11 protein-coding genes are annotated in these 12,437 nt (G+C 41.9%); 6 read left to right on the plus strand and 5 right to left on the minus strand.

Features of this window, described 5'->3' with window-relative positions; translation table 11 throughout:
• Positions 1 to 137: 137 nt before the first annotated feature.
• Positions 138 to 3,806, minus strand: coding sequence for a pyruvate:ferredoxin (flavodoxin) oxidoreductase (gene nifJ / locus I8752_RS01235; RefSeq protein WP_214430508.1), 3,669 nt, complete (start codon positions 3,804 to 3,806; stop codon positions 138 to 140).
• A gap of 531 nt (positions 3,807 to 4,337) precedes the next feature.
• On the opposite strand from nifJ, the gene I8752_RS01240 reads away from it, so the two are divergent.
• Positions 4,338 to 4,871 carry a hypothetical protein gene (locus tag I8752_RS01240; RefSeq protein ID WP_214430509.1) on the plus strand — a complete coding sequence of 178 codons (534 nt, stop codon included), beginning with the start codon at positions 4,338 to 4,340 and terminating at the stop codon, positions 4,869 to 4,871.
• 238 nt (positions 4,872 to 5,109) lie between these two features.
• On the opposite strand, the gene I8752_RS01245 is transcribed toward I8752_RS01240, so the two are convergent.
• Genes I8752_RS01245 through pdxA form a run of 4 tightly spaced genes read right to left on the minus strand, consistent with a single transcriptional unit; the run spans position 5,110 to position 7,523 of the window.
• On the minus strand, positions 5,110 to 5,379 hold the full coding sequence (locus I8752_RS01245) for a helix-turn-helix domain-containing transcriptional regulator (protein ID WP_214430510.1): 270 nt from the start codon (positions 5,377 to 5,379) through the stop codon (positions 5,110 to 5,112).
• Entirely contained in the window at positions 5,372 to 5,710 is a 339-nt protein-coding gene (locus I8752_RS01250; protein WP_214430511.1) for a type II toxin-antitoxin system RelE/ParE family toxin, read from the minus strand. The genes I8752_RS01245 and I8752_RS01250 overlap by 8 nt, the downstream gene beginning before the upstream one ends.
• 5 nt (positions 5,711 to 5,715) lie before the next feature.
• Positions 5,716 to 6,390 carry a Uma2 family endonuclease gene (locus I8752_RS01255; protein ID WP_214430512.1) on the minus strand — a complete coding sequence of 225 codons (675 nt, stop codon included), beginning with the start codon at positions 6,388 to 6,390 and terminating at the stop codon, positions 5,716 to 5,718.
• Between the two features lie 44 nt (positions 6,391 to 6,434).
• Positions 6,435 to 7,523 (minus strand): 4-hydroxythreonine-4-phosphate dehydrogenase PdxA, encoded by a 1,089-nt coding sequence (gene pdxA, locus I8752_RS01260; protein WP_214430513.1) that lies wholly within the window; start codon positions 7,521 to 7,523, stop codon positions 6,435 to 6,437.
• Positions 7,524 to 7,959: 436 nt separating this feature from the next.
• On the opposite strand from pdxA, the gene petM reads away from it, so the two are divergent.
• The 5 genes from petM to I8752_RS01285 all read left to right on the plus strand — a co-directional run bounded on the left by petM (position 7,960) and on the right by I8752_RS01285 (position 12,012).
• Complete coding sequence (gene petM, locus I8752_RS01265) at positions 7,960 to 8,064, plus strand: cytochrome b6-f complex subunit PetM (RefSeq protein ID WP_006199111.1); 105 nt, start codon at positions 7,960 to 7,962, stop codon at positions 8,062 to 8,064.
• A gap of 195 nt (positions 8,065 to 8,259) precedes the next feature.
• On the plus strand, positions 8,260 to 9,249 hold the full coding sequence (locus I8752_RS01270) for an SDR family oxidoreductase (RefSeq protein WP_214430514.1): 990 nt from the start codon (positions 8,260 to 8,262) through the stop codon (positions 9,247 to 9,249).
• 116 nt (positions 9,250 to 9,365) lie between these two features.
• Entirely contained in the window at positions 9,366 to 10,283 is a 918-nt protein-coding gene (locus I8752_RS01275; RefSeq protein ID WP_214430515.1) for an NAD(+) kinase, read from the plus strand.
• Between the two features lie 282 nt (positions 10,284 to 10,565).
• Positions 10,566 to 11,252, plus strand: a complete 687-nt coding sequence (gene nblR, locus I8752_RS01280; RefSeq protein ID WP_214430516.1) for a response regulator transcription factor NblR — start codon at positions 10,566 to 10,568, stop codon at positions 11,250 to 11,252.
• A gap of 229 nt (positions 11,253 to 11,481) precedes the next feature.
• Positions 11,482 to 12,012 (plus strand): DUF192 domain-containing protein, encoded by a 531-nt coding sequence (locus tag I8752_RS01285; RefSeq protein WP_214430517.1) that lies wholly within the window; start codon positions 11,482 to 11,484, stop codon positions 12,010 to 12,012.
• The last annotated feature ends 425 nt before the right edge of the window (positions 12,013 to 12,437 follow it).

Raw genomic sequence — 12,437 nt, forward strand, 5'->3', positions numbered from 1 at the left:
CTTGCATTATTAATGCATTGGCTTACATTGTGAATGCATCTTTATTTGTTATATGGTGTCCGGTAAATCACTTAAAATTAAAAATTCTCCGCCTCCCTGGGTCTCCCCATCTCCGCGTCAGTCTAAATGATAAGTCTTTAACCGGATACGATATTAGAGTTGCTTTCAGGTATTTTACGCTCTGCTAAATATTGATACATCCGCCAGCGCGCATCTACTTCTGCTTGCGCTTGTCCTAGTAAGTGTTTGGCTAGTTCGGGTTTGCTCTTAGCAAGCATTTTGAAGCGATTTTCTTGATACATTGATTGCTCTACTAATTGTGTAGGCGATCGCATATCCAATTGCAAGGGATTTTTACCCTGTTTTTGTAATTCTGGATTGTGACGATACAGCAACCAACGACCTGATTCTACCAACGATTTTTGATGATTCATGCCTGTGGTCATATTAATGCCGTGGGCTATGCAATGGCTGTAAGCAATAATTAATGATGGGCCATCGTAAGCTTCTGCTTCTAAAAATGCCTTCAAAGTATGCTCATCCCTTGCACCCATAGCTACACTCGCTACGTAGACATTACCGTAGGTCATGGCAATCAAACCTAAGTCTTTTTTCGGCGCAGGCTTACCACTGGCGGCAAATTTTGCCACTGCTGCTCGTGGGGTGGCTTTGGAAGATTGACCGCCTGTGTTAGAATATACTTCTGTATCCATGACTAAGATGTTGACATTGCGACCGCTGGCTAGCACATGGTCGATACCGCCAAAGTCAATGTCATAAGCCCAACCATCACCGCCAACAATCCAAACGCTTTTTCTTACTAAGTAATCAGCAACACTTAGGAGTTGTTTGACTTTTGTCAGTTGTCCGTTGTCAGTAGTCAGTTGTCCACTAACCACTGACCACTGACTACTAACAATTTCTTGCAGCTTTTGTTGTAACAGCGCTACTTTTTCCCGTTGTTCCCAAATATCAGCCTCAGATTTTTGTTCGGCGTTGAGTATCGCGCGAACAAGGTTCTCATCTATTTCACCACTCAACTGTTGCAGTAATTCTGTGGCGAATTCTGTTTGTTTATCCAGCGACAGGCGGAAGCCGAAACCGAATTCGGCGTTATCTTCAAATAAACTATTCGACCACGCCGGGCCGCGTCCTTGGGAGTTCGTCGTCCAAGGAGTCGTGGGGAGATTACCGCCGTAGATTGAAGAACAACCTGTAGCGTTGGCAATTACGGAGCGATCGCCAAATAATTGTGTTAATAATTTTAAATAAGGTGTCTCACCACAACCCGCACAAGCACCAGAGAATTCAAATAAAGGTTCTTGCAGTTGTTGTTGGCGAATTTGATTTAATTTCAACTGCCGTCGGTCGGGATTAGGTAAATTTAAAAAGAAATCCCAGTTTTTCCGCTCTTGTTCGCGCAAAGGTAACTGCTGTGCCATATTAATTGCTTTGCGCGATGGCTCAGATTTATCTTTGGCAGGACAAATATTTACACAGATGGTACATCCCGTACAGTCTTCTGGAGCAACTTGAATGGTAAATTTTTGATTGGCAAAGTCTTTATCTTTGGCATCAATTGATTTAAAGGTTGACGGTGCATTAACTAATTCATTCGGTTGATAAGCTTTGGCGCGGATGGCACTGTGAGGACAAATCATCACGCACTTACCACACTGCACGCAGACATCCGGCTCCCACACAGGTATCTCTTCAGCGACATTGCGTTTTTCCCACTTAGCTGTACCTGTAGGAAAAGTACCATCAGCGGGTAATGCACTAACAGGCAGTTCATCACCTTCCCACACCATGATGCGTCCGAGAACTTCTCGAACAAATTCCGGCGCATTGTTGGAAATAGCAGCTTGTTTTTGGATAGCGCTGCTAATTTGACTTGGGACATCTACTTTATGCAAGTTGTCTAAAGTATTGTCTACAGCTTGCAAATTCATGCGGACAACTTCCGCGCCTTTCTTACCGTAAGTCTTTTCAATTGCCTGTTTGATTTTAGCGATCGCTTCTTCTTGGGGCAAGACCCCCGCTAAGGCAAAGAAACACACTTGCATAATCGTATTAATGCGTCCGCCCATGCCACTGTCGCGGGCAACTTGGCTAGCATTGATAACGTAAAACTTCAAATGTTTATCAATGATTTGCTGCTGCACATTCAAAGGAAGATATTCCCAAACACTATCCGCATCATAGGGACTATTAAGTAATAAAGTCCCCCCAGGAATCGCAGCTTTGAGAACATCAATTTTTTCTAAAAATCCCCAGTGATGGCAACCAATAAAGTTAGCTTGGTCTATTAAGTAAGTCGAACGAATTGGTTGCGGCCCAAAGCGGAGGTGTGAGACAGTAATCGAGCCAGATTTTTTCGAGTCGTAGACAAAGTAACCTTGGGCGTAGTTGTCAGTTTCTTCACCAATAATTTTGATTGAGTTTTTGTTCGCCCCGACAGTGCCATCAGAACCTAAGCCGTAGAACATGGCGCGAACAACGTTATCGGGTTCAGTGGAGAAGTTAGCATCAAAATTCAGAGATGTGTGACTAACATCGTCATGAATACCAATAGTAAAGTGATTTTTCGGCTGTGCCTGGGCAAGATTGTCGAAAATTCCCTTCACCATCGCTGGCGTAAATTCTTTAGAAGAAAGACCGTAGCGACCACCAACGATTTTAGGAGACGCGGAGAATCTATTAAAAACATTCCCCGCGTCCCCGCATCCCCGTGTCCCCGCGTCCTCTCCCCACGCTTCATGAATTGCCGCTACCACATCCAAATACAAAGGCTCCCCAGCGCTACCTGGTTCTTTGGTGCGGTCGAGAACTGCGATCGCTTTTACACTGTTTGGTAATACTGCGACAAATCTTTGCACATCAAAGGGGCGGTAGAGTCGCACTTTCACAACTCCCACTTTTTCACCACGGGCGTTGAGATAATCTACGGTTTCATGTACGGTTTCGCAGCCAGAACCCATGAGAACGATGATGCGATCGGCATCGCTAGCGCCGTGGTATTCATAAATTTGATAATGCCTTCCCGTGAGTTCGCCAAATTTATCCATATTGCGCTGGACAATTTCGGGACAAGCGTTGTAGTAAGGGTTAGCGCCTTCACGGGCTTGGAAGTAGACATCGGGGTTTTGGGCTGTACCGCGTAATACTGGGCGGTCTGGGGTCAAGGCGCGATCGCGGTGTTCTATTATGAGGTGGTCGGGAATGAGCGATCGCAATTCTTCATCCGACAACAGCTTGACTTTTTGCACTTCATGAGATGTCCGAAAACCATCAAAGAAGTGCATAAATGATACTCGTGCTTCTAGAGTCGCCGCATGAGCAATAAGCGCAAAATCTTGACTTTCCTGCACCGAAGCCGAACACAGCAGGGCAAAGCCAGTGGCACGAGCTGCCATCACATCGCTATGGTCACCAAAAATTGACAGGGCGTGAGTAGCTAGAGAACGTGCGGCAACGTGAACTACAGCGCTAGTTAATTCACCAGCAATTTTGTAGAGATTGGGTATCATCAACAACAGCCCCTGAGATGCCGTGAAGGTAGTACTCAGAGAACCTGTTTGTAACGCCCCATGCACAGCCCCAGCAGCTCCGCCTTCGCTCTGCATCTGCACAACACTGGGAATTGTACCCCAGAGGTTGGGACGATTTTCTGCTGACCAAGCATCTGCCCATTCACCCATTGCTGAAGAGGGGGTGATGGGATAAATAGCGATTACCTCATTCAATTTGTAAGCCACACGGGCGACAGCTTCATTGCCGTCAATGGTTGCAAATGTTTTGTTCATTATTTGTCTCCCTGTCTTATCTATTGATTGCTGAGTCTTCTAAACTGCATGAAGAGAACCCGTGAAGAGAAGAATTAGAAATAGCCAGGAAGTCAATGCATTATATCTTCTACATTGGAGTCTCAAATTAAATATTCAATTAAATGATTGTTGTGAGGGCTTTCGGCTATTAGTTTTAAATTACAGAAATACTGCATAGATTAGTATCTCATCCTTAATCAACCATCTTTTAATAGATATTAATAATGTACTCAAGACCTAAAGCGATTAACCGATAAGGTTTTCAGAGACTTGATTCTTATTTGCAGGGTATAGGTTCGGGAAGAGTTTATATGTCTTCTGCATCGCTACGTAGATATCAAGGTAGTTGCGATCGCCTCCTTTAATCAGAAGACTATTCAAGCCAATATTTTTACCGATGTCAAAATTTAATCATAGTGTTATTTTTGAATATTCATAGCAGAGACAAGTGACATTACATTAACAAAGATTAACTAATAATCGATCTTCAGACGATTTGGAGAGTATTTAATGGTTTATAAAATTGAATTAGGCTTATGTAATCCTCCTGAACCTATTTATTTGTATGTTGATCGGGGAGAAATTAATGGAGAAAAATATGTTTGGTATCGCTACAATAACGAGCAAGACACGAAGACTGCTGTTCAGTACAGAGGTTTAACTGGATATGTGACTGAATTGCGAGTAACCACAAAAGAGTTCAGAGGTCAAGACAACAAAAAGTTAAATATTTTTGTCAGTGCTGATGAAATTTATGTTGTGAGAACTGGTATTGAAACAAACTTTGCTAAAACGTTCTTGCTAGCTGCATCGCAAGTGCAAGACTTTTCTAAGCCTCTAATTATTGCTGCAACACCAGGAGAAGAAAACGTCGTGTTCTGTCGGCTTTACGATCCAGCAACCAAAATCAGGATTCAACGCAAGTGGAATCCCAATGCAGATTGGGAAGGTATCATACAAGATATTCAGTCAAAGTTAGATTGCAATTCAGAGTCTTTTCCTGAAGCTGAAGATTATACTGACAGGCTAGCTTTGGTTAGCTAATAGTAGATTTGGCGTACAAAAAAGTTAGCAATTTTATCAAAGCAGTTCTTAGCTGCTTTTTTATTTTTGTTAAAACTTATTTGGTAAAGTAAAAATGACTTCTTACTGAATATGTAAAAAATAGCTTTGATAATAATTTATAAAATCATATAAATAAAAAACTGGTAACTTATGTAAGTATCGTTTCGGCTATATTCAAATCTAAAAACTCTCAAGCTGACTTAACTTTGACTGCAAGCTATAATCCCAATGCATCTAATAAGCTACTCAGATAATCAAATTCAATTTTTCCTTTTTCTAATAGCATCTGGTCGAGTTGTTGGTAGAATTGCTGAACTTGAGAAGAAAACCTATCAATTCCGCCTTGCGCTTCAATAAGATTTCTCAGCGCTTTGCTTAATATTATAGGGTCGCCTTCTTCTAGAATAACTTCAATATATGATGCTGCTTCTAATGGGTCTTTTAAATCTTCAATAAGTATTTCGTGATAACTTGTACTTTTAGGCATCGTCTCTATTCCTATAGTCTTGCCAATATTCTTGAGCTTTATTGATATCTTGTTCTTGAGTACTTTTATCACCACCACATAAAAGCAAAATAACTGTTGTTTCTTCTTGTGCAAAGTAGATCCTATAGCCAGGGCCATAGTCAATTCTCAGCTCAAACACACCTTCTCCAACAGACTTATAGTCTCCTAAGTTACCATCTTCAACTCGGTCAAGTCCTGCTCTAATTTTAGCTTTTGCTTTTCTATCGCGCAGAGAATTAAGCCACTCATCAAAAAGATTTTTTCCATCTACTGTGAGATAAGCCCTAATCTGCCTTGGTTGTACTTCCATATTTGTTAACTTATAATCGTTCCTCCAGCTTCAAAAATCTGTTGTACGGTCAAATTCAACTCAGGAAATATTAAGGACTGAATACGGTCATTCCCTCGAAATTTGTTAATTTGATACTCACCTTCATCCAAACAGCAAACCAAGATAGTAGGCTGTTTGGGTTTACCAATAAACTCTCTACCGCCTAAAGCAGCGTAATCAACAATCCAATATTCAGGAATTCCCATTTCTTCATAATCAGCGTATTTTTTATGATAATCATCACGCCAATTAGTGAGGCAGTGCGTTGGACGGGTTTCCCGGCTTGAAGCAACTGCCGTACTCACTACCTCGATTACTAAAGGAATTGATGCTGCTTGAGTAACAGTAGATTCTTTTTTCCATAGAGGTTCGTTAACCAAATTAGGAAGATTTAGTATCAGTACATCTGGTGAGTAAGCTGATTCGTTTTCAGGCGGTTTAACTAATACTGTTTTTGGTCTGCCATAAGGCAGACTCAGACGACTATATTCTAAAGTAATCTTTGTGGTTAAAAATACAATAATTTCTTCATGGTCGCCTGTTGGTTGGGGCATTTCGACTATTACTCCATCATGTAGTTCGTAACGTTTTAGAGTGTTATCTGGATATTTAGCAACAAATTCATCGAATGTAACTAGTTTGCGTAAGGCTTGGGTCATGGCTTAATTCCTTCCTCAAAACAAATTAAAACAATAAATAAGTCCTAATTTTTCGTAGCCAGTCTTTGACTCACCAACTCCGCTGCTAAATGTATCGCTGCTTGCATACTCGTTGCATCAGCAATTCCCTTACCTGCAATATCAAATGCTGTCCCGTGGTCGGGTGAAGTCCTTACAAAAGGCAGACCAATAGAAGTATTAACTGCTCTATCAAACGCCATCAATTTCACAGGTATTAAGCCTTGGTCGTGGTAAAGTGCCAGATATCCATCGGCAGGATTTTGAATCTGAGAATTGCCATACCAAGCTTGACCGGGTTTAACCCACATCGTATCCGGCGGAATTGGCCCATCTAGTTGAAAATTTGGGCGGTTTTGCCGTTCTTTTTCTAACCAGGGAATTAACCATTCTTGTTCCTCAGTTCCCAGTTGTCCCTGTTCGCCACTGTGGGGATTTAAACCTGCGATCGCAATTCTCCCTTTAGTTATGCCGAAATCTTTCTCTAAACACTCCACCAGTAAATCCAGTTTCTTTGCCAGCAACTGCGGTGTCAATGTGTCGGCTACTTGACGTAAGGGTATATGTGTGGTAGCAAGCAGAGTACGGAGCGTCCAACCAGTATAAGGCGATCGCGCTACAAATAACATCCCAAAGCGCTCAACTCCAGACTTTTCTGCCAAAAGTTCTGTTTGCCCCGGATAATTGTACCCTGCGGCTTTCCAAGCAGATTTAGCGATCGGGGCTGTGACAATACCATCAAATTTACCAGCAAGAGTCTGGGCGATCGCATATTCCATATAGGCAAAACTAGCCGCACCACTGGCTGCATTACCCGTTCCGCTGACAATCTCACTCTCAATTTCTCTGTTTAAGGGTACATCAACGATTGTCAAGCGATCGGGATTTACCAAAGGCGTTAAATTCCCATTTAAACTTAGTTGCTTATAAGTCCGTACCAGCAGATCGCGATTACCTACCACTGCCACATCACAGTTTTGCATCACATCTGGATTTGCCAAAGCTTTCAAAATTACTTCCGGCCCAATTCCTGCTGGGTCTCCTAGCGTCAGCGCTAATCTTGGTCTATTTTTATTTTGTAAATTTACCACTTTAGTTTGATTTGTTTGATACATTTAACTGCTGACAATCTAAAATTCAAAAGTTAAAAGCTAAAGTACAACTTATGAGCCACATCTCCTGAATTCTGACTCTTGCTTTGAAAGTGCTGAATTAGGAGTCAAAACCAAAAGCACGGGATCTTCTTCTTTACCCAGGTATTGTCTTCCTCCTTGCTCCCTTACCTTGAAAATTCCAGATTGACCGTAAAACTAGTTTAGAATTATTTACACAGGTCTAATTCAACGTCGCTGTTCGCTGAAAAGCTTCTGGTAGACCTAGTTTACCCGATTTTGCTTAGAGCACTTGGTAGACGTAAAACTCAAATACCTGGGAGGACTATGAAAAATTAGATTTGAACCATCAAGTCTAGTCAAGTCCAAAAAACAGGAAATCTAAAGGACGACCTTTAGAAAAATTGCAAATAATCATTCGCAAAGGAGAAACACGCTAATGGGCGGCGAAATTTTAAATGCAGCTCTGTTGTCTTTCGGTTTAATTTTTGTCGGCTGGGCTTTAGGCGCTTTATTACTAAAAATTCAGGGAGCAGAAGAATAGTCTTGCCAGCAAGGTGTTTCAACAAAGGAGAGGCTTTCCTCTCCAGAAAAATAGCGTGTCCGGAAAACGGACTACGCTTTTCCTGCTAGTATCTCTGTATTAATTCAGTTTCTTAAAAAAAATGTAACCTTTTGTTACTAGAAATAATTCTGTTAAGATTCTTTTTATAAAAGTTAAAAAAATATTACGACCTTCATGACATTATTAATCGTTGGTGCTACTGGCACCTTAGGAAGACAAGTGGCTCGTCGCGCTATCGATGAGGGGTATAAAGTACGTTGTCTTGTGCGGAGCGCCAAAAAAGCTGCTTTTCTCAAAGAATGGGGTGCAGAATTAGTACGGGGAGATTTATGTAATCCCCAAAGTCTTACGGAAGCGCTGGAAGGTGTAACCGCTGTTATTGATGCTGCAACGTCTCGTGCTACAGATTCTCTGACTATTAAACAGGTGGACTGGGATGGTCAAGTAGCCTTAATCCAAGCGGCAAAAGCTGCGGGTGTAGAGCGTTTTATCTTCTTTTCTATTCTTGATGCCGAGAAGTATCCAGAAGTACCGCTGATGGAAATTAAGCGATGTACAGAACTTTTTTTAGCTGAGTCCGGTCTAAATTACACCATCTTACGGTTGGCTGGTTTCATGCAAGGGTTAATCGGTCAATATGGAATTCCCATTTTGGAAGCACAACCAGTTTGGGTAACTGGTAATTCTTCGCCTATTGCCTACATGGATACTCAGGATATTGCTAAGTTTGCTATCCGTGCTTTGAACGTGCCAGAAACGGAAAAACAAGCTTTCCCAGTTGTAGGTACTCGCGCTTGGAGTGCAGAAGAAATCATTAGTCTTTGCGAACGCTTATCTGGCAAAGAAGCTAGAGTAACGCGGATGCCAATCAACCTACTGCGTTTTGTGCGCCGCATTATTCGCTTCTTTCAGTGGGGATGGAACGTAGCAGACAGACTGGAGTTTACCGAAGTCTTAGCAAGTGGTAAACCTTTAAATGCTCCAATGGATGAAGTATACAAAGTCTTTGGAGTAGACCAACAACAAACCACCACTCTCGAAAGCTATCTGCAAGAGTACTTCAGTCGAATTATGAAAAAGCTCAAAGAGCTAGACTACGAGAAAAATCAAACCAAAAAGGAGAAAAATAAAAAGACTCCTTTTAAAAAAGTCAATAGTCAATAGTCAGTGGTCAGTGGTCAGTGGCAACTAATAACAAAACAACTGACAGTTAACAATATTGACCAAAATATGTAACGATTACATAAGACAGAGCATCGCCAAAACTTGGATATTTAAGTGTGCCGAAAGCAGGCATTATCTACAATGACGTAAAACCGATAGCGAGTCGCGTTGCTATCGAGCTGAAAGACAAGCTAACCGCAGCCGGTTGGAATGTATCTATTACATCGAGTATCGGTGGCATATTGGGCTACTCTACCCCAGAAAGCCCTGTGTGCCACACTCCAATTGACGGTCTAACGCCCCCTGGCTTTGACTCAGAAATGGAGTTTGCAGTAGTTCTAGGGGGAGATGGCACTGTTTTAGCAGCGTCGCGCCAGGTTGCTCCTTGCGGCATCCCACTGCTGACAGTGAATACCGGACATATGGGATTTTTGACGGAAGCTTACCTAAACCAACTGCCCCAAGCAATGGAACAGGTAATGGCAGGTAAGTATGAAATTGAAGAACGAGCGATGCTCACAGTTAAGGTACTGCGTGAAGAGTCTGTACTGTGGGAGGCCCTTTGCTTGAATGAAATGGTGTTACATAGAGAACCCTTGACCTCTATGTGCCATTTTGAAATTGCAGTGGGGCGACATGCACCAGTAGATATTGCCGCAGATGGTGTAATCGTTTCTACACCAACTGGTTCTACAGCTTATTCCCTAAGTGCTGGCGGCCCAGTCGTGACTCCTGGCGTACCTGTATTGCAGTTAGTACCCATTTGTCCCCATTCCTTAGCTTCTAGGGCGTTAGTATTTCCAGATACAGAACCAGTGACTATCTACCCAGTCAATATCCCTCGCTTGGTGATGGTGGTAGATGGAAATGGAGGGTGCTATGTTTTTCCAGAGGATCGGGTATATTTAGAGCGATCGCAATACAGTGTTCGCTTTATTCGGCTACAACCGCCAGAATTTTTCCGCATTTTGCGAGAAAAACTCGGTTGGGGTCTGCCGCATATAGCCAAACCCACTTCGGTAGAATTACCTTAGTTCAGTGATTATGAGTCTAGGCTGTTGACTTTTTTCCAGAATTACTACTGTAAAAATGGTATTTGGAATTAGTGACTAAAATTGCATTGGGGAACTGAATAGGTTATACCTGAATCTACCAAAAAATCCTAGGCAACATTTCGACTCAGGATTAATCCATTGCATAAAACCTGCAATTAAACTTCTAGCTGATGTACAGATTTTCTCTCGAAAGTCTGTATAATCGCGCCAGTTGCGCGACTAGAACGAACTGGCTCCAAAATCCAACATTTTAATATTGTTATGACAGTTGCTCATAATCCCTGTGTTTTGGTGATTGAAACCGATGATAGTCTGGCAAATCAGCTTTCTTTTGATTTGCAAGAAGCTGGCTACGAAGCGATTTTAGCTCACGACGCGACAAGCGGTTTGCAATATTGCCGCGATCGCCAACCTGCTTTAATTGTTTTAGACCGAATGCTCGCAGGCGAATCAGGGCTTTCTTTATGCAAAAATCTGAGAAGTGCTGGTACGCGATCGCCTGTGCTGGTATTAATGGCAAGAGATACAGTTGACGATCGCGTAGCATGTTTAGAAGCTGGGGCTGATGACTACATCCTCAAGCCTTACCGCCCAGAAGACTTTTTAAAGTTAATTCGCCTTTATTTAAAACCTGATGTCGACACAACAGAGCAGTTACGCTTTGGCGAACTCGTTTTAGACATAGCAACCCGCCGTGCCATACACAACGGTCGGGTAATTGATTTAACAATGAAGGAATTTGAACTATTAAAGTTTTTAATGGAACATCCCCGCGAAGTTTTAACCCGCGAACAAATCCTAGAGAACGTCTGGGGTTACGACTTTATGGGCGAGTCGAATGTGATTGAAGTCTATATTCGCTACCTACGCTTAAAAATCGAAGATGAAGGTCAAAAGCGGTTAATTCAAACAGTTAGAGGCGTAGGGTACGTGTTGAGAGAATCCTAAATATTAATTCGTAATACCCTTCGGGAAGCCGCGCAGAGCGCGTCTACGTAATTCGTAATTAAGACACATAGTACAAAGTTTGATCCAGGCAGATTATTCGCAAAGTTTCTGCTAGGTGTCTCAATTTGTGTTCCTCAATCCCCAGCCCCAAATAAAACAACTAAAAACCGTGGGCTTTCTGGCTCAAATTCTGTAAAATCGAAATCTAAATTACAAAATCGAAAATTGTATGATACGTTGGCTAACTATAGCACCAATGCTATTGGGTATTTTTCTAATGGGCTGTTCTATACAGACAAATGCTAAATCTCCTACGGCAACTCCAAACACTACAGTGCAAGCACAAGCACCTGTCGGGCAAACACTACCAATTTCCGCTAAGGCAATTGTGCCTAATGGGACGACGATTCAGTTAGAAGTAGCCAAGACTCAAGAACAGCAAGAAAAAGGGTTGATGTATCGACCAGCTTTACCAGATAATCGGGGGATGCTATTTCAGTTTCCTTCTGCACAACCAGTCAGGTTTTGGATGAAAAATGTGCCCGTTCCTTTGGATATGGTATTTTTACAAAATGGAGTGGTGAAGTATATTGAAGCTTCTGCACCTGGTTGCGCTAGTGAGCCTTGTCCTACCTATGGGCCTAATGTTGCTATCGACACGGTGATTGAACTGCGTTCTGGACGAGCTAAAGAATTAAAGTTGAAAAAAGGCGATCGCGTCAAAATTGAATTTCAAGTATCTGGAGCTTTGCGGAGATAAATATTGGAATGCCTTCTCCTGTACGAATTGGTAAAATCTCACTTCATGATTTTTCTGTAAAAAAAGCATCAAGTACATGTAAAACGCTAAATTGTGAGGCTACTATTTAGTATCATGTCAAAAATAGGAAATAGTCCTATTTCTAATGTAAAATCACATGTCAAAGGTTTAGCTATAAAGATCCTCCTTTTGGTGTACGTATAAATAGTCGCTCATAGGAGAGTATAGGCTATGGAATCTTTATTACTGTATGTGTAATTAAATAAAACACTAAAGTAACAAAGGTAAAACAAACTTGACCTGACTAACTTGCAGCTAAAGAACTGAGCAAATAAGCAGGACTGGGGCCGATATCTCCTATTTTTTAGATAAAACCACCTTTTTGAAGAATATTAGGCAAAACTGTAGGGGTGTTTATCCGGTCA

The sequence above is a fragment of the Dendronalium phyllosphericum CENA369 genome (genome assembly GCF_016056275.1).
Taxonomy (GTDB): domain Bacteria; phylum Cyanobacteriota; class Cyanobacteriia; order Cyanobacteriales; family Nostocaceae; genus Dendronalium; species Dendronalium phyllosphericum.

What these genes read in the sequence shown, in the direction of transcription:
- I8752_RS01255 (WP_214430512.1), bottom strand. Translation starts at nt 6,390, where the DNA reads ATGACCCAAGCCTTACGCAAACTAGTTACATTCGATGAATTTGTTGCT.
- petM (WP_006199111.1), top strand. Translation starts at nt 7,960, where the DNA reads ATGGGCGGCGAAATTTTAAATGCAGCTCTGTTGTCTTTCGGTTTAATT.
- nblR (WP_214430516.1), top strand. Translation starts at nt 10,566, where the DNA reads ATGACAGTTGCTCATAATCCCTGTGTTTTGGTGATTGAAACCGATGAT.
- nifJ (WP_214430508.1), bottom strand. Translation starts at nt 3,806, where the DNA reads ATGAACAAAACATTTGCAACCATTGACGGCAATGAAGCTGTCGCCCGT.
- I8752_RS01250 (WP_214430511.1), bottom strand. Translation starts at nt 5,710, where the DNA reads ATGGAAGTACAACCAAGGCAGATTAGGGCTTATCTCACAGTAGATGGA.
- I8752_RS01240 (WP_214430509.1), top strand. Translation starts at nt 4,338, where the DNA reads ATGGTTTATAAAATTGAATTAGGCTTATGTAATCCTCCTGAACCTATT.
- I8752_RS01285 (WP_214430517.1), top strand. Translation starts at nt 11,482, where the DNA reads ATGATACGTTGGCTAACTATAGCACCAATGCTATTGGGTATTTTTCTA.
- pdxA (WP_214430513.1), bottom strand. Translation starts at nt 7,523, where the DNA reads ATGTATCAAACAAATCAAACTAAAGTGGTAAATTTACAAAATAAAAAT.
- I8752_RS01245 (WP_214430510.1), bottom strand. Translation starts at nt 5,379, where the DNA reads ATGCCTAAAAGTACAAGTTATCACGAAATACTTATTGAAGATTTAAAA.
- I8752_RS01270 (WP_214430514.1), top strand. Translation starts at nt 8,260, where the DNA reads ATGACATTATTAATCGTTGGTGCTACTGGCACCTTAGGAAGACAAGTG.